The following is a 15,102-nucleotide window of genomic DNA, read 5'->3' as shown; positions in this document are numbered from 1 at the left end:
TGCTAATTTCTCACTCCGAAAGGTCGCATAAGCGCTTTTATGCGCTGTATTAGTGAGGTTGCCGTACATGCGAAGGAAGATACCCAGCACGACTGCCCTGATCAGCTTTGAGGCAGCAGCGCGCCACGAAAGCTTTACCAAGGCCGCTCAGGAGCTTTCGCTGACTCAAGGCGCCATTTGCCGGCAGATCGCCAGCCTGGAAGAGTTCCTGAGCGTCGAACTGTTCCGCCGCTCGCGCCGCGGGGTCAAGCTGACGGAAGCGGGCCTTTCCTATAGCCGACGGGTAGCCACACAGCTTGATGCGGTTGAGCGCGATACCTTGTCAGTGATGGGTCAGCAGGGCACCAATGTGATCGAATTGGCCGTGGTCCCGACCTTCGGCACTCAATGGCTGCTGCCAAGACTCAAGGACTTCCAGCAACAACACCCGGAAGTGACGGTCAACCTCACCAATCGAACGCGACCCTTCCTGTTTGCCGATACCGACTTCGATGCGGCGATCTATTTTGGCGACGCGGACTGGTCGGGTACCGAGTCCCACAGGTTGATGGGCGAAAATCCGATGCCCGTGTGCAGCCCCGGCCTGCTGGGGAAAAAGACCCACCTGACGCCCAGCGCAATCGCCGACCTGCCCCTGCTGCAGCAGACCACTCGCCCCTATGCCTGGCGCCAGTGGTTCAACTCGCAGAACCTTAATGTCCCGCGGGACATGACAGGACCGCGTTACGAGCTATTCTCCATGCTTGCCCAAGCGGCCATGCACGATATGGGGATTGCGTTGATCCCGCCGTTCCTGATTCAGCGAGAGCTGGCGGAGAAGCGCCTGGTGATCGCCAACCCTCAGGCACTGGCGAGCATCAAGGCTTATTACCTGATGATTCCGGAGCGAAAGGTCGAATCGGCCTCTTTAAGGGCTTTTCGCGACTGGCTGGTTAATCAGGCACACAGCTACAGCCTAGAAGGATAAAGGCCCGGCCCGATTAGTTGACTTCGTAGTCAGCAAAATGAAAACCCTACAGATATAAGTATTTGTCGCATATTCGCAGACTGTATAGCGAAGGGGTACAAACGTCCCAGAAGCGCCTGAAAACCTGGCCTTGAGCCTCCATTACCCGGCAATAACGCCCCATTCACCTTACCGATGTGAAAATAACTCATTTTTCAGTTAGATCCTTGCAAGGCACGGCCTGCAAGGGATTGACCAGGGGGGTTGCGACATTCGGTCACGGGGTGACTTGTAGTTAATTTTCCGTCACCCGTCATAATCCCTTGATGGGCACAAAGTTCGCCTGCAAAATGCCGCGCCCCGCCCTTGTTTGGCGGGACCGTGCTGATCGGCCGCCCCAGCCGCACCATCCGAAGTGCATGGGTTTACTCAATAAGATCACGCAGGAGATTTGACGTGCACATTGGTGTTCCTCTCGAAACCCAGACGGGTGAAACACGGGTTGCTGCAACCCCGGAAACCATCAAGAAACTGATCGGCCAGGGTCATAAGGTCACTGTGCAAAGCGGCGCCGGCATTAAAGCCAGTGTTGTCGACAGTGCTTATGAAGCGGCAGGCGCAACCATTGGCAGCGCCAACGATGCGTTTGGGGCTGAGCTGATCCTCAAGGTGGTCGCCCCCAGCGACAGCGAACTCGCTCTGATCAAGAGCGGCACCGTTGTGGTGGGCATGCTCAACCCGTTCAGCAATGAAACCATTGCCAAGCTGGCTGAATGCGGCATCACCGCTTTCGCACTGGAGGCTGCACCACGCACCTCCCGCGCTCAGAGTCTGGACGTGCTGTCGTCCCAGGCCAACATCGCCGGCTATAAAGCCGTGCTGTTGGCGGCTCACCACTATCCGCGCTTCATGCCGATGCTGATGACCGCTGCGGGTACCGTGAAAGCGGCGCGCGTGCTGATTCTGGGGGCCGGCGTGGCGGGCTTGCAGGCCATTGCCACGGCCAAACGCCTGGGTGCAGTGATCGAAGCGTCGGACGTGCGTCCTGCGGTAAAAGAGCAGATCGAATCCCTTGGCGCCAAGTTCGTCGACGTGCCTTACGAGACCGATGAAGAGCGCGAATGCGCCGTCGGTGTCGGCGGTTACGCGCGACCAATGCCCGCCAGCTGGATGCAACGTCAGGCCCTGGCCGTGCACGAACGCGCGAAACAGGCTGACATTGTCATCACCACGGCACTGATCCCGGGCCGCAAGGCACCGACGTTGTTAAGCGCGGAAACCGTGGCGCAGATGAAGCCGGGCTCGGTGGTCATCGACCTCGCGGCAGCCCAGGGCGGCAACTGCCCGCTGACCGTGGCTGACCAGGTCGTGGTCGAGAATGGCGTGATTATTTGCGGCCCGACCAACCTGGCCGGCGCAGTCGCGGCAGACGCTTCGGCCCTGTACGCGCGCAACCTGCTGGACTTCCTGAAGCTGGTCTTCAACAAAGAAGGCCAGTTCGAGATCAACCTCGAAGACGACATCGTCGCCGCGTGCCTGATGTGCCGCGACGGCCAAGTCATCCGCAAAAACGCCTAAGCAGGGATTCAGACGATGGAAGAGCTTATCTCCCCCGGTATCTACAACCTGATCATCTTCGTGCTGGCGATTTATGTCGGTTATCACGTGGTCTGGAACGTTACACCTGCACTGCACACGCCTTTGATGGCGGTAACCAACGCGATCTCGGCGATCGTGATCGTCGGCGCCATGCTGGCCGCCGCGTTGACCGTCACACCTCTGGGCAAGACCATGGGCACCCTGGCGGTAGCTCTGGCAGCGGTGAACGTATTTGGTGGCTTCCTGGTTACCCGCAGGATGCTTGAGATGTTCAAGAAAAAAGCCCCAAAAGCAGTAAAAGAAGAGGCGCCTAAGTAATGAGCATGAATCTCGTCACGACGCTCTACTTGATCGCGTCGATCTGTTTTATCCAGGCCCTCAAAGGCCTGTCGCACCCGACCACGTCGCGGCGCGGCAACCTGTTCGGCATGCTTGGCATGGCGCTGGCCATCCTGACCACCGTGGGCCTCATCTATAAGCTCGGCGCAGAGCTGGCCACCGCCGGGATCGGCTATGTCATCGTCGGCCTGCTGGTCGGCGGCACGGCCGGTTCGATCATGGCCAAACGCGTTGAAATGACCAAGATGCCGGAACTGGTCGCCTTCATGCACAGCATGATCGGTCTGGCCGCAGTGTTCATCGCCATTGCGGCGGTGGTCGAGCCGCAGTCTCTGGGCATCGTCAAACAGCTAGGTGATTCGATTCCGGCCGGTAACCGCATGGAGCTGTTCCTTGGCGCCGCGATTGGTGCCATCACCTTCTCCGGTTCGGTAATTGCCTTTGGCAAGCTGTCGGGCAAGTACAAGTTCCGTCTATTCCAGGGCGCACCGGTACAGTTCAGTGGTCAACACAAGTTGAACCTGGTGTTGGGCCTTGCGACGCTCGGCCTGGGCATCACTTTCATGCTGACCGGCAACCTTGGCGCCTTCGCCCTGATGCTGGCCCTGGCCTTCGTGATGGGCGTGCTGATCATCATCCCGATCGGCGGTGCCGATATGCCGGTGGTGGTGTCGATGCTCAACAGCTATTCCGGTTGGGCAGCAGCGGGTATCGGCTTCTCGCTGAACAACTCGATGCTGATCATCGCCGGGTCGTTGGTGGGCTCTTCCGGTGCAATCCTCTCGTACATCATGTGCAAAGCGATGAACCGCTCGTTCTTCAACGTACTGCTCGGCGGTTTCGGCGGTGCAACGGAAACCGCAGGCCCCGCTGGCGCCAAGGAAGCTCGTCCGGTGAAGTCCGGCTCGTCCGATGACGCCGCGTTCCTGCTGACCAACGCCGACACCGTGATCATCGTGCCGGGCTATGGCCTGGCGGTGGCACGTGCCCAGCACTCGCTGATGGAACTGGCGGAGAAGTTGACTCACCGTGGTGTCACTGTGAAGTTTGCGATCCACCCGGTCGCTGGGCGGATGCCTGGACACATGAACGTCCTGCTGGCCGAGGCCGAAGTACCTTACGAGCAAGTGTTCGAGATGGAAGACATCAACTCCGAGTTCGGTCAGACAGACGTGGTGCTGGTGCTTGGCGCCAACGACGTGGTCAACCCGGCGGCGAAGAACGATCCGAAATCGCCGATTGCCGGCATGCCGATCCTCGAGGCCTACAAAGCCAAGACCGTCATCGTCAACAAGCGCTCGATGGCCAGCGGCTATGCCGGCCTGGACAATGAACTGTTCTACCTCGACAAGACCATGATGGTCTTCGGCGATGCCAAGAAAGTCATCGAAGACATGGTAAAAGCCGTCGAGTAAAACCTGCTCCAACGCAATACCCAAAACCTCAGCCTTTAGTAGGCTGGGGTTTTTTATTGCCCGCTAAAAACCGACCAAAGGCTCTAAATCGGGGCTCTGCATTCGACCATGGTAGCGGGACGGATTTTTTTCAAATCACTAGACTGCACACCTTGCTTTCGTTGCCCGAGATAAACCTCCATGTACCGTGATCGTATTCGCATGCCTTCGTTGTTGGATAAAGTGATGAGCGCCGCTGACGCCGCCGCTCTGATTGAGGACGGCATGACCGTCGGCATGAGTGGGTTCACTCGCGCCGGCGAAGCCAAGGCCGTGCCCCACGCATTGGCCGAGCGCGCCAAAACCACCCCGCTGAAAATCACGTTGATGACCGGCGCTAGCCTGGGCAACGACTTGGACAAACAGCTCACCGAAGCCGGCGTCCTGTCGCGACGCATGCCATTCCAGGTCGACAGCACGCTGCGCAAGGCGATTAACGCCGGCGAAGTGATGTTCATCGACCAGCATCTGTCGGAAACCGTGGAGTCGCTGCGCAATCAGCAGCTCAAGCTGCCGGACATCGCGGTGATCGAGGCCGTGGCCATCACCGAGCAGGGCCACATCGTGCCGACCACTTCGGTCGGCAACTCGGCCAGCTTTGCGATTTTCGCCAAACAGGTCATCGTTGAGATCAATCTGGCGCACAACCCGAATCTGGAAGGTCTGCACGACATCTATATTCCAACCTATCGCCCGACTCGCACGCCAATCCCGCTGGTGAAGGTTGACGACCGGATTGGCAGTACCGCCATCCCTATTCCGGCGGAAAAGATCGTTGCCATCGTGATCACCAATCAGTCCGACTCGCCTTCCACCGTGTTGCCGCCTGACGTAGACACCCAAGCCATCGCCGACCATCTGATCGACTTCTTCAAGCAGGAAGTGGCAGCCGGACGCATGACCAACAAGCTTGGCCCGTTGCAAGCCGGAATCGGCACCATCGCCAACTCGGTGATGTGCGGCCTGATCGATTCGCCCTTCGAAGACCTCACCATGTACTCCGAAGTGCTGCAAGACTCGACCTTCGACCTGATCGATGCCGGCAAGCTGAGCTTTGCGTCGGGTAGTTCGATCACCTTGTCGGCGCGTCGCAATACCGACGTTTTCGGCAACCTGGAGCGCTACAAGGACAAACTGGTCCTGCGCCCTCAGGAAATCTCCAACCACCCGGAAGTGGTACGCAGGCTCGGCATCATCGGTGTCAACACCGCACTGGAATTCGACCTGTACGGCAACGTCAACTCCACCCATGTCTGCGGCACGCGGATGATGAACGGAATCGGCGGCTCGGGCGACTTCGCGCGCAACGCGCACCTGGCAATCTTTGTCACCAAGTCGATCGCCAAGGGCGGCGCGATCTCCAGCGTGGTGCCCATGGTCAGCCACGTCGACCACACCGAGCATGATGTGGACATCCTCGTCACCGAGGTCGGCCTGGCCGACCTGCGTGGCCTGGCGCCACGGGAGCGAGCGCGCGTCATCATCGACAACTGCGTGCACCCGGACTATCGCCAGGCCCTGGATGACTACTTCACCGCCGCCTGCGCATTGGGTGGCCACACCCCGCATATCCTGCGCGATGCACTGAGCTGGCACATCAACCTCGAGGAAACCGGGCGCATGCTTGCCGTCTGATGAAATACAGATAGCGGCTGACGCAACTACAGTTTCGTCAGCCTGCTATTGCCAAGCAGAAATATGTTTAAAACTGTACTGCTGTACCGGTCTTATCCTACTGCTTTTTCCTGCCATTCCGTACTAAAAGCGCAAAAATGCACCGTATTAGTGCAGATAGGTACAGTTGCCTCGTTTTCGACCAGTACACCCCCTATTAACAGTTAACTGGTCCCTCACAATACAGGTGAACTGTATCTACAGGGACTAGCCAAACAAGAGGATCATTGGCATCAGTTAAACCACTACCTAATCCCGCCACGAGCGGAAGGATGCTTACCATGGAACGTACACTCAGTTCCGAACTGTTCTTCGAAGACACCGCTGCAAAAACCCAGGCTTCCATGCCTCTGCGCGTTCTCGCCAATCTGATGTTGTGGCAGCGCCGCATCTCCAGCCGCCACCAACTGGCTCGTCTGGATTCGCGTCTGCTGGCTGACGCCGGGATTAGCGAAGCACAACGCTACGAAGAGCTGAGCAAGCCGTTCTGGCGCTAAGTAGCGTCGCTGGCTCTGACCTGCAGGGTCCACCGCCAGCAACCCGAATTGAATAAACAAGACCCGTCGTGGGAAACCTCGACGGGTTTTGTCGTTTCAGGGCCCTGAAAAGCCATACCAGTACAATTTAGTATTTGTTAATTTTCACCAGTACACCTCTGTGTTTCTTCTATATGGGCTGTTCTAAACCCTGCCGACCGGCCTAATATTCAACCAGAACGTGGCGAACGCGGTACCACAGGCGTCTGACCTTCAGACACTGCGCCATCTACCAATCGGTTTCCCAAGGAGTTACATCATGTCCCGTCTTCGCTTGCTCAGCGCTGCCGCCCTGCTTGCCGTGGCAGCCAATGCCCACGCCACCAGCTTCATCGTGACCACCGATGCCGTCGTCGGCGCACTCAAGGCCACGTCCGATGCGACCTCCGATGTCACTTCTTCCTTCCGCGACGACAAGATCGTGCGTGCTGCCCGCGATGACGCTGCCAGCTTCGTCGCCAGTGAAGGCGCCATCCGTGGTGTGAAACTGGAAAGCGCCCTCGACCACATTCGCCAACAGGCACCTCAATTGAGCGCCACGGATGCGCAGCTGGCCCAGGCCATCCTGACGATCTAAGCGACGCCGTTCACTTGGGGCACCCCCGTAGTGTCCCAATGTTTCAAGGCTGGCTCTAGACCGGGCGTTGCGCTAGCCTTGAGACTCGCTTTCAGCTATCGAGTCTCATGCGTTTTCTTTCAAATCTGTTGATCACTCCGTTTTTCGCGACAGCCTGCTGGGTGGGTTCGGCCCAGGCCTACGACGCCTTCAACCTGTCGACACAAGGCATCGTCGCCACCGGCTACGCCACCACCATGGTGTCCGCCGCCCCCTTCGACCGTAAGCTGCTACTTGCCGCTCAGGATGACGCTGCGGCGTTCGTTGCCAGTGACGGCGAACTGCGTGGCGCGCAGTTGGAGGCGGCCCTGGACTATCTGCGCAGTGCCCAGCCAAAACTTACTGCAAGCGACCTTGAACTGGCGCAGGCAATTCTCGTCCAATAGTTATCCTTATCTGCGGAGTCGTTCCATGCGTAGCCCCCTGATTGCTGCTGCCCTTGGCCTGTTGTTGCTGGCCGATGTGACACAGGCGCACACCCTGGTCGCCACCAGTAACATCATCATCGATGCCTCCCGGCGCACCATTGATTTCACATCCGACACCACCACATCCATTCGCGATTCGAAAATCATCCGCGAAGCCCACGACGATGCCGCCAGCTTCGTTGCCAGCGAAGGTGAAATTCGCGGTGCGCACCTGGAAGCTGCCTTCGACACATTGCGCACGCGCGTGCCGGAAGCCCGGGACGCCAGCGACCAAGTGCTCGCCGAAGCCATCCTCGCACTGTGATGTCGCCTGTCGCCTGGCTGATGGCCGGGGTCTTGTTGCTTCTAGGCAACACGGCCCAGGCTGGGCTGCATTTACAGCTCAAGACCCAGGGTCTGAGCCCCGCACAGCAGCAGGCGAGTCAGGCGCTGCTCGATGAGGCCATGCAGGCATTGCCGCCGCGCTTCATCGAGCAACTCGACCGCACAATCGACGTCGGCTGGACCGATAAGATGCCAGGCGATGCCTACGGCCAGGCATCCCTGGTGTCCGAACTCGACTTGAATCGCAACCTGCTCGCCAGCCTCACCGATGGCAGCGCGGCGACAAAGAAAACCTATCGCCCCCACGGGACCGTGCGCCGGGAAATGCTCGCCACGGTGTTGCACGAAATCACTCATATCTATGATCGCGCGCGCCTGTGGCCCGACGCCGAACGCACGCTGATTCAGCGCTGCACCCGACGTAACAGCAGCTCGGGGCTGATCGGCATGCCCGACGAATGTCGCGGCCAGGCCGATCGACGCTTTACCCTCAGCGACGACCCACGCCTGCTCGACCTTGCCGGCTGGCCGCAGTACGTCGGCCGCCGTGGCGAGCGCGAACAGTACAATCGACAAATTGCCCGCAGCCCGGACATCTACGAGACCAGCAGCCCCAAGGAGTTCGTCGCGGTCAACATGGAGTATTTCCTCCTCGACCCGAGCTACGCTTGTCGCCGTCCTGCGCTGTACCGCTATTACCAGGAACATTTCGGCTGGGCGCCCGCCGCCAAAGACACCTGCGGCAAATCCTTTGCGTTTCTCAACGCGGGTAACGACTTCGCCAAACAACCGCTGGGCCAGGTCGACCCGGAACGGGTGTACGCCGTCGACTATCTGCTGGCCGAAGCCAATCAGAATTGGGTCAGCCGCTGGGGCCACAGCATGTTGCGCCTGGTGATCTGCGCACCCGGTCGGCCACGCGGGCCGGATTGCCGGCTGGATCTGGATCAGCATCTGGTGCTGTCCTACCGCGCCTTTGTCGGTGATGTACAGCTATCGAGCTGGGACGGCCTGGTGGGTAAATACCCGTCACGCCTGTTTGTCCTGCCGCTGGCTCAGGTGATCGATGAATACACCAAGACCGAATTGCGCAGCCTGGCCTCGGTGCCGCTGAACCTGTCGCGCAACGAAATCGAGAACGTGGTGCAACACGCCGCCGAGATGCACTGGAGCTACGATGGCAACTATTTCTTCCTGTCCAATAACTGTGCGGTAGAAGGCCTGAAACTGTTGCGCAGCGGCACCAACAATTCGCAGCTGGTCGGGCTGGACAGCATCATGCCCAACGGCTTGCTGGAAGTGCTCAAGGGTCGCGGACTGGCCGATACCAGCGTGCTGGACGATCCCCGCGAAGCGCTGCGCCTGGGTTATCGCTTCGACTCCTTCCGCGATCGTTATCAAGCGATGTTCGAAGTGCTGAAGAAGCACCTGCCGATCAAGCAGGAAAAGGTTGAAGACTGGTTGGCATTGAAAGCCGACGAACGCCGGCAATGGATTGACCGGGCCGACTTGCGCACCAGTGCGGCATTGCTGTTATTGGAGCAGGCCGCCTTTCGCCAACAGTTGGTACTGGCCCAGGACGAAGTGAAACAACGCTATCTGGGCGCTCGTGAATTGAAGAACGGCGGCATGGACAAGGCCAACGCGACCTTGCAGCAGATTCTCGCCAACAGTGGCTTTCTCAGCCGTCCGGCGGAGTTGCTCGGTACCGGTGGTTATGGCTTGCCGCAGCCGAATGAATGGCAACGCCTGGAATCGGAAAGCAGCCTGCGGCAGAAACAGCTTCAAGCGCTGACCGGCGATCTGGACAAGGAAGTGAGGGCGCTGCTCGAACCGAGCCGGGCGGCCGAGATGGCCGCCAATGAAGCCAACCTGAAGCAGGTTGGCGAACATTTGAGAAAGTTGCACAAAGCCGCGGGCGGGCTGGAGTTACCCTGAAAGCGAAAGATCTCGCAGGCTTCAGCTGACGCGGGCTTTTCGTACCCCGTCGGCCAGCGCCGCGCACAGGCTCAACACACCGTCGACCGCCTGGGCCGGCGTCGAGGCATTGGCGATGTGATCGATCAACGCCGACCCCACCACCACACCATCCGCCAGGCGAGCGATGGCAGCCGCTTGCTCCGGTGTACGGATGCCGAAACCGATGCTGATTGGCAGATCGGTGTGGCGACGCAAGCGGGCGACCGCTTCCTCGACGTGTTCCAGCGTTGCCGCGCCCGCACCGGTCACACCGGCAACAGAGACGTAATAAACGAAGCCGGAACTGCCGTTCAAAACGGTCGGCAGACGTACATCATCGGTGGTCGGCGTGGTCAGACGGATGAAGTCCAGGCCGGCAACCTGGGCCGGGTCGCACAGTTCGCCGTTATGCTCGGGCGGCAAGTCGACCACGATCAGCCCATCCACACCGGCTTCTTTGGCATCGGCAATAAAGCGCGGCACGCCGTACATGTGAATCGGGTTGAAGTAACCCATCAGCACCAGCGGTGTCTCGGTATTGCCTTCGCGGAACTCGCGAACCATCTGCAGGGTTTTCGCCAGGTTTTGCTTGGCACCCAAGGCACGAATGTTGGCCAGCTGGATCGCCGGGCCATCGGCCATCGGGTCAGTGAAAGGCATGCCCAACTCGATCACGTCGGCGCCAGCACCGGGCAAGCCTTTGAGGATCGCCAGGGACGTGTCGTAGCTCGGGTCACCAGCGGTAACAAAAGTCACCAGGGCGGCACGGTTCTGTTCCTTGAGTTCGGCAAAACGCGTTTGCAGGCGGCTCATCAGTGTTTCTCCTGCTTGGACTGCTCTTTTTGAGAGTGTTCCATGTGGTGCATCACGGTCTGCATGTCTTTGTCGCCACGACCGGACAGGTTGACCACCATCAGGTGATCTTTCGGCAAGGTCGGAGCGCGCTTGAACACTTCGGCCAGGGCATGGGCGCTTTCCAGTGCAGGGATGATCCCTTCCAGGCGGCAGCATTTGTGGAACGCGTCGAGGGCTTCGTCGTCGGTTACCGAGGTGTACTGAACGCGGCCGATGTCATGCAACCAGGCGTGTTCCGGGCCGATGCCTGGATAGTCTAGGCCGGCGGAAATCGAGTGAGCGTCGATGATCTGGCCATCGTCGTCCTGCAACAGGAACGTCCGGTTACCGTGGAGTACACCCGGCACGCCACCGTTGAGGCTGGCGGCGTGCTTGCCGGTTTCGATGCCGTGACCGGCGGCTTCAACGCCAATGATGTCGACGCTTTTGTCGTCGAGGAACGGATGGAACAGGCCCATGGCATTGGACCCACCGCCGATGCACGCCACCAGGCTGTCCGGCAGGCGGCCTTCCTGGGCTTGCATCTGGTCACGGGTTTCCTTGCCGATGACGGCCTGGAAGTCGCGAACCATCGCCGGGTAAGGATGCGGACCGGCCACGGTGCCGATCAGGTAGAAGGTGCTGTCGACGTTGGTGACCCAGTCACGCAACGCTTCGTTCATCGCATCCTTGAGGGTGCCAGTCCCGGCCACCACCGGGATCACTTCGGCGCCCAACAGCTTCATGCGAAACACGTTGGCCTGCTGACGTTCGATGTCGGTGGTGCCCATGTAGATCACGCAATCGAGGCCGAAACGCGCGGCAACGGTGGCCGTCGCCACACCGTGCATGCCGGCACCGGTTTCGGCGATGATGCGTTTCTTGCCCATGCGCCGCGCCAGCAGGATCTGGCCGATGCAGTTGTTGATCTTGTGCGCGCCGGTGTGGTTCAGCTCTTCGCGCTTCAGGTAAATCTTCGCGCCGCCGCAGAACTCGGTCAGCCGCTCGGCGAAATAAAGCGGGCTTGGACGACCGACATAGTCGCGCTGAAAGTAGGCCAATTCCTCTTTGAATGCAGGATCTTCCTTGGCCGCTTCGTATTCGCGGGCCAGCTCGAGAATCAAAGGCATCAGGGTTTCAGCGACGTAACGGCCACCGAACGCGCCAAACAGGCCGTTGGCGTCGGGGCCGTTGCGCAGATTAGTCTGGGTCATGGGTCGCTCCAGTTGAATGCGTGAGATGACAATGGACTTAACTCTACCCCTGACGCCTCGGGCTGAAAACCGATAAGATTGCCATAACCTGTCAGGAAAACTCACAGATCCCATGAGCCATGACCTTCCCCCGCTGAACGCGCTCCGCGCTTTCGAAGCCACGGCCCGCCTGAACAGCGTCAGCCAGGCCGCCGGACAGTTGCACGTCACCCATGGCGCGGTCAGCCGTCAACTCAAGGTCCTCGAAGAGCACCTGGGGGTGAGCCTTTTCGTCAAGGAAGGACGCGGCCTTAAACTCACAGATGCCGGGATTCGATTGCGAGATGCCAGCGCTGAAGCGTTCGAGCGTTTGCGTACAGTTTGCGCAGAGCTGACCCAAAGCTCCGCCGACGCGCCGTTTGTCCTCGGTTGCTCAGGCAGCTTGCTGGCACGCTGGTTCATTCCGCGCCTGGGAAGACTGAATTCAGACCTGCCGGACTTGCGCTTGCATCTATCGGCCGGAGAAGGCGATCTCGATCCTCGTCGGCCGGGGCTCGATGCCCTGCTGGTGTTTGCCGAACCACCTTGGCCGGCGGACATGCAGGTCTACGAATTGGCGAGCGAGCGGATTGGCCCGGTAATGAGCCCGCTATTTGCCGGCTATGAAAGATTGCGAGAAGCACCGGCCACAGCGCTGCTGGACGAGCCACTACTGCACACCACCTCTCGCCCACAAGCATGGCCTAGCTGGGCGCAACAAAATGGAATCGACGCCAGAGCACTTAAATCAGGTCAGGGGTTCGAACATCTGTATTACTTGCTGGAAGCGGCCGTGGCGGGGCTGGGCGTGGCGATTGCCCCTGAACCGCTGGTGGCCGAGGACTTGAAGGCCGGCCGCCTGGTCGCGCCCTGGGGTTTCAGCGAAACCCCGGCGCAACTGGCGTTGTGGCTACCCAAGCGCGCCGCGGACGGGCGCGCCCGGCAGTTGGCGCAGTGGCTAAAGAACGAACTGCGCCAACCCGATCATTCGCCGCGCTTGAACAGCAGATAAGCAGCGAGCAAGCCCAGCGCACCCACAGCCACACCCGCTGTAGTCCAAGGGTGTTCCTGGGCGTAGTCCCGCGTGGCAATCCCGGTTTCGCGGGTTTTGACTTTGACTTCTTCGTACGCGTCGCTGAGCAGATGGCGCGAATGCTTCAGTGCGTTTTCGGCGTTTGTTTTCAACACTTTAAGGGTTTTACGCGACTCGTCCGAGGCGTCGTCCTTAAGGCTTTCCAGAGACTTGAGCAAACTCTCGATCTCGGCTTCCATGCTTTGCAATGAGGCTTTACGTAAAGAAGTGGTGGCCATGGTGGCTCTCCTGCATTGGTTGAGTTGCGTGTGTTGGTTGGGACTTCAGCGGTTCGAGAAAGTGCAGTAAATCTGAACTTCAACGTCGGATTAGTCGACAGAAGTAATAAGAAAATCACTGCTAGGCTGTAATCAAACCCTGAGGAGAACGCCATGACAGATCATCACACCTACAAGAAAGTCGAGCTGGTCGGCTCATCCGCCAGCAGCATCGAAGACGCCATCAACAACGCCTTGGCCGAAGCCAATAAAAGCCTCAAGTACATGGAATGGTTCGAGGTGACCGAAACCCGCGGGCACATCAAGGACGGTAAGGCTGCCCATTTCCAGGTGACGCTCAAGGTGGGGTTCCGGATTGCGAGCAGCTGAGTTTGGGCTAGTCTTCTGAACTGGCTCGCTGGCCGAGTGCCATAGGGATTGGCAATACGCTACACAAGAACATCCAGCTGATAGCCGGATGCCCCCTATTGATCCGACCAGAGAATGCGATAGATGAAGAAATTTATTATAGCGGTAGGTTTGCTAACCCTTGCGAGTACGGCCTTTGCTCAAGGCAAGTCGTGCGAAGAGCTGAAGGCCGAGATCGCCGCAAAACTTGATGCCAAGGGTGTTGCTGGTTATTCGCTGGAGATCGTCGATAAAGGAACTGGTGGTGACGGGAAAGTCGTCGGCACTTGTGAGAAGGGTACCAAGGAAATTGTCTACAAGAGATAGGCTGATGCCCACGAAAAATAGAAAAGCCGACGCAATGACGTCGGCTTTTTTGTAGGCGCAGCTCGAGCGTCAGCCCTTCATGACCTGCGCCAACAGCTCATAGGAATGCACCCGATCGGCATGTTCGTAGAGGTCACAGGTAAAAATCAGCTCGTCCGCCTGGGTCTGCTCGATCAGCACCTCCAGTTTGGCGCGGATCTTCTGCGGGCTGCCGACCATGGCCAGGCCGAGGAAATCTCCGACCGCTTCCTTCTCATGCGGCAGCCACAGACCGTCCATGGTTTTCACCGGCGGCCGTTGCACCAGACTCTGGCCACGCATCAACGCGAGAATCCGCTGGTAGACCGAAGTCGCCAGATAGTCGGCCTGTTCGTCGGTGTCGGCGGCAACCAGGGGCACGCCGAGCATCACGTAGGGCTTGTCCAAAACCGCGGAAGGCTTGAAGTGGTTGCGATAGACGCGAATCGCCTCGTGCATGAAGCGCGGTGCGAAATGGGAAGCGAAGGCGTAGGGCAAACCGCGCTCACCGGCCAGCTGGGCACTGAACAGACTCGAACCCAGTAACCAGACCGGGACGTTGGTGCCGGTGCCCGGCATCGCGATAATTCGCTGGTCCGGGGTGCGGGGGCCGAGGTAGCGCATCAGTTCGGTCACGTCTTCAGGAAACTCGTCGGCGCTTCCGGAGCGCTCACGGCGCAATGCGCGGGCCGTCATTTGATCGGAGCCGGGCGCGCGGCCCAGGCCCAGATCGATCCGGCCCGGGTACAGACTTTCAAGCGTGCCGAACTGCTCGGCGATCACCAGAGGCGCGTGGTTGGGCAACATCACCCCGCCCGAACCGACGCGAATGGTCGAAGTGCCGCCGGCCAGATAACCCAGCAGTACCGAAGTCGCTGAACTGGCGATGCCATCCATATTGTGGTGCTCGGCGACCCAGAAGCGGTTGTAGCCGAACCTTTCGACGTGCTGCGCCAGGTCCAGGGAATTGCGCAGCGACTGGGCCGCACTGCCGTTCTCTCGTACGGGCACCAGATCGAGGGTCGAGAACTTGATATCGGACAGTCGTTTCATAAGCCTGCTTCTCCAATTGAGGACGCAGGTTTTTTCTTACAAACGAAAACCTGCCGAATCCATAA

General features: G+C 59.3%; 17 protein-coding genes. 13 read left to right on the top strand and 4 right to left on the bottom strand.

Features of this window, described 5'->3' with window-relative positions; genetic code table 11:
* Window positions 1-67: 67 nt before the first annotated feature.
* From PMA3_RS00270 to PMA3_RS00225, 10 genes are all read left to right on the top strand, one after another.
* Window positions 68-967: a LysR family transcriptional regulator gene (locus PMA3_RS00270; RefSeq protein WP_064675294.1), complete on the top strand. Its 900-nt coding sequence runs from the start codon at window positions 68-70 to the stop codon at window positions 965-967.
* A 435-nt stretch (window positions 968-1,402) separates the two neighbouring features.
* Window positions 1,403-2,524 carry a Re/Si-specific NAD(P)(+) transhydrogenase subunit alpha gene (locus PMA3_RS00265; RefSeq protein ID WP_064675293.1) on the top strand — a complete coding sequence of 374 codons (1,122 nt, stop codon included), beginning with the start codon at window positions 1,403-1,405 and terminating at the stop codon, window positions 2,522-2,524.
* Between the two features lie 15 nt (window positions 2,525-2,539).
* Window positions 2,540-2,863, top strand: a complete 324-nt coding sequence (locus PMA3_RS00260; RefSeq protein WP_003187010.1) for an NAD(P) transhydrogenase subunit alpha part 2 — start codon at window positions 2,540-2,542, stop codon at window positions 2,861-2,863.
* Window positions 2,863-4,299 (top strand): NAD(P)(+) transhydrogenase (Re/Si-specific) subunit beta, encoded by a 1,437-nt coding sequence (locus PMA3_RS00255; protein ID WP_064675292.1) that lies wholly within the window; start codon window positions 2,863-2,865, stop codon window positions 4,297-4,299. Before PMA3_RS00260 ends, PMA3_RS00255 begins: the two co-directional genes overlap by 1 nt.
* Before the next feature lie 180 nt (window positions 4,300-4,479).
* Window positions 4,480-5,973 (top strand): acetyl-CoA hydrolase/transferase family protein, encoded by a 1,494-nt coding sequence (locus tag PMA3_RS00250; protein WP_064675291.1) that lies wholly within the window; start codon window positions 4,480-4,482, stop codon window positions 5,971-5,973.
* Between the two features lie 320 nt (window positions 5,974-6,293).
* Window positions 6,294-6,509, top strand: coding sequence for a DUF1127 domain-containing protein (locus PMA3_RS00245; RefSeq protein ID WP_064675290.1), 216 nt, complete (start codon window positions 6,294-6,296; stop codon window positions 6,507-6,509).
* A gap of 298 nt (window positions 6,510-6,807) precedes the next feature.
* Window positions 6,808-7,125, top strand: a complete 318-nt coding sequence (locus PMA3_RS00240; protein ID WP_064675289.1) for a DUF2388 domain-containing protein — start codon at window positions 6,808-6,810, stop codon at window positions 7,123-7,125.
* A gap of 107 nt (window positions 7,126-7,232) precedes the next feature.
* Entirely contained in the window at window positions 7,233-7,550 is a 318-nt protein-coding gene (locus PMA3_RS00235; RefSeq protein WP_064675288.1) for a DUF2388 domain-containing protein, read from the top strand.
* A 25-nt stretch (window positions 7,551-7,575) separates the two neighbouring features.
* The gene (locus PMA3_RS00230; protein ID WP_064675287.1) at window positions 7,576-7,896 is read left to right on the top strand and encodes a DUF2388 domain-containing protein; all 321 of its coding nucleotides are present in this window, start codon (window positions 7,576-7,578) and stop codon (window positions 7,894-7,896) included.
* Window positions 7,896-9,854 (top strand): DUF7844 domain-containing protein, encoded by a 1,959-nt coding sequence (locus PMA3_RS00225; RefSeq protein ID WP_064675286.1) that lies wholly within the window; start codon window positions 7,896-7,898, stop codon window positions 9,852-9,854. Before PMA3_RS00230 ends, PMA3_RS00225 begins: the two co-directional genes overlap by 1 nt.
* A 21-nt stretch (window positions 9,855-9,875) precedes the next feature.
* On the opposite strand, the gene trpA is transcribed toward PMA3_RS00225, so the two are convergent.
* Window positions 9,876-10,688, bottom strand: a complete 813-nt coding sequence (gene trpA / locus PMA3_RS00220; protein ID WP_064675285.1) for a tryptophan synthase subunit alpha — start codon at window positions 10,686-10,688, stop codon at window positions 9,876-9,878.
* Window positions 10,688-11,923, bottom strand: a complete 1,236-nt coding sequence (trpB, locus tag PMA3_RS00215; RefSeq protein ID WP_064675284.1) for a tryptophan synthase subunit beta — start codon at window positions 11,921-11,923, stop codon at window positions 10,688-10,690. The genes trpA and trpB overlap by 1 nt, the downstream gene beginning before the upstream one ends.
* A gap of 112 nt (window positions 11,924-12,035) precedes the next feature.
* On the opposite strand from trpB, the gene PMA3_RS00210 reads away from it, so the two are divergent.
* Window positions 12,036-12,953, top strand: a complete 918-nt coding sequence (locus PMA3_RS00210) for a LysR family transcriptional regulator (RefSeq protein WP_064675283.1) — start codon at window positions 12,036-12,038, stop codon at window positions 12,951-12,953.
* On the opposite strand, the gene PMA3_RS00205 is transcribed toward PMA3_RS00210, so the two are convergent.
* Window positions 12,926-13,252 carry an ElaB/YgaM/YqjD family protein gene (locus PMA3_RS00205; RefSeq protein ID WP_064675282.1) on the bottom strand — a complete coding sequence of 109 codons (327 nt, stop codon included), beginning with the start codon at window positions 13,250-13,252 and terminating at the stop codon, window positions 12,926-12,928. The two genes, PMA3_RS00210 and PMA3_RS00205, sit on opposite strands and share 28 nt — an antisense overlap.
* 153 nt (window positions 13,253-13,405) lie before the next feature.
* On the opposite strand from PMA3_RS00205, the gene PMA3_RS00200 reads away from it, so the two are divergent.
* Window positions 13,406-13,621 (top strand): dodecin, encoded by a 216-nt coding sequence (locus PMA3_RS00200; RefSeq protein ID WP_064675281.1) that lies wholly within the window; start codon window positions 13,406-13,408, stop codon window positions 13,619-13,621.
* Window positions 13,622-13,744: 123 nt separating this feature from the next.
* Window positions 13,745-13,966, top strand: a complete 222-nt coding sequence (locus tag PMA3_RS00195; protein WP_064675280.1) for a DUF1161 domain-containing protein — start codon at window positions 13,745-13,747, stop codon at window positions 13,964-13,966.
* A 69-nt stretch (window positions 13,967-14,035) separates the two neighbouring features.
* Here the strand turns inward: PMA3_RS00195 and PMA3_RS00190 are convergent, their stop codons facing one another.
* Window positions 14,036-15,037: an LLM class flavin-dependent oxidoreductase gene (locus PMA3_RS00190; RefSeq protein WP_064675279.1), complete on the bottom strand. Its 1,002-nt coding sequence runs from the start codon at window positions 15,035-15,037 to the stop codon at window positions 14,036-14,038.
* Between the last annotated feature and the right edge of the window lie 65 nt (window positions 15,038-15,102).

Origin of the sequence: Pseudomonas silesiensis (assembly GCF_001661075.1) — a bacterium.
Classification (GTDB): Bacteria; Pseudomonadota; Gammaproteobacteria; order Pseudomonadales; family Pseudomonadaceae; genus Aquipseudomonas; species Aquipseudomonas silesiensis.
The sequence above is the reverse complement of the archived record's forward strand: the minus strand, read 5'-3'. Positions and strand labels throughout refer to the sequence as shown.

What these genes read in the sequence shown, in the direction of transcription:
- PMA3_RS00270 (WP_064675294.1), top strand. Translation starts at nt 68, where the DNA reads ATGCGAAGGAAGATACCCAGCACGACTGCCCTGATCAGCTTTGAGGCA.
- PMA3_RS00260 (WP_003187010.1), top strand. Translation starts at nt 2,540, where the DNA reads ATGGAAGAGCTTATCTCCCCCGGTATCTACAACCTGATCATCTTCGTG.
- PMA3_RS00255 (WP_064675292.1), top strand. Translation starts at nt 2,863, where the DNA reads ATGAGCATGAATCTCGTCACGACGCTCTACTTGATCGCGTCGATCTGT.
- PMA3_RS00250 (WP_064675291.1), top strand. Translation starts at nt 4,480, where the DNA reads ATGTACCGTGATCGTATTCGCATGCCTTCGTTGTTGGATAAAGTGATG.
- PMA3_RS00245 (WP_064675290.1), top strand. Translation starts at nt 6,294, where the DNA reads ATGGAACGTACACTCAGTTCCGAACTGTTCTTCGAAGACACCGCTGCA.
- PMA3_RS00240 (WP_064675289.1), top strand. Translation starts at nt 6,808, where the DNA reads ATGTCCCGTCTTCGCTTGCTCAGCGCTGCCGCCCTGCTTGCCGTGGCA.
- PMA3_RS00235 (WP_064675288.1), top strand. Translation starts at nt 7,233, where the DNA reads ATGCGTTTTCTTTCAAATCTGTTGATCACTCCGTTTTTCGCGACAGCC.
- PMA3_RS00230 (WP_064675287.1), top strand. Translation starts at nt 7,576, where the DNA reads ATGCGTAGCCCCCTGATTGCTGCTGCCCTTGGCCTGTTGTTGCTGGCC.
- PMA3_RS00225 (WP_064675286.1), top strand. Translation starts at nt 7,896, where the DNA reads ATGTCGCCTGTCGCCTGGCTGATGGCCGGGGTCTTGTTGCTTCTAGGC.
- trpA (WP_064675285.1), bottom strand. Translation starts at nt 10,688, where the DNA reads ATGAGCCGCCTGCAAACGCGTTTTGCCGAACTCAAGGAACAGAACCGT.
- trpB (WP_064675284.1), bottom strand. Translation starts at nt 11,923, where the DNA reads ATGACCCAGACTAATCTGCGCAACGGCCCCGACGCCAACGGCCTGTTT.
- PMA3_RS00210 (WP_064675283.1), top strand. Translation starts at nt 12,036, where the DNA reads ATGAGCCATGACCTTCCCCCGCTGAACGCGCTCCGCGCTTTCGAAGCC.
- PMA3_RS00205 (WP_064675282.1), bottom strand. Translation starts at nt 13,252, where the DNA reads ATGGCCACCACTTCTTTACGTAAAGCCTCATTGCAAAGCATGGAAGCC.
- PMA3_RS00200 (WP_064675281.1), top strand. Translation starts at nt 13,406, where the DNA reads ATGACAGATCATCACACCTACAAGAAAGTCGAGCTGGTCGGCTCATCC.
- PMA3_RS00195 (WP_064675280.1), top strand. Translation starts at nt 13,745, where the DNA reads ATGAAGAAATTTATTATAGCGGTAGGTTTGCTAACCCTTGCGAGTACG.
- PMA3_RS00190 (WP_064675279.1), bottom strand. Translation starts at nt 15,037, where the DNA reads ATGAAACGACTGTCCGATATCAAGTTCTCGACCCTCGATCTGGTGCCC.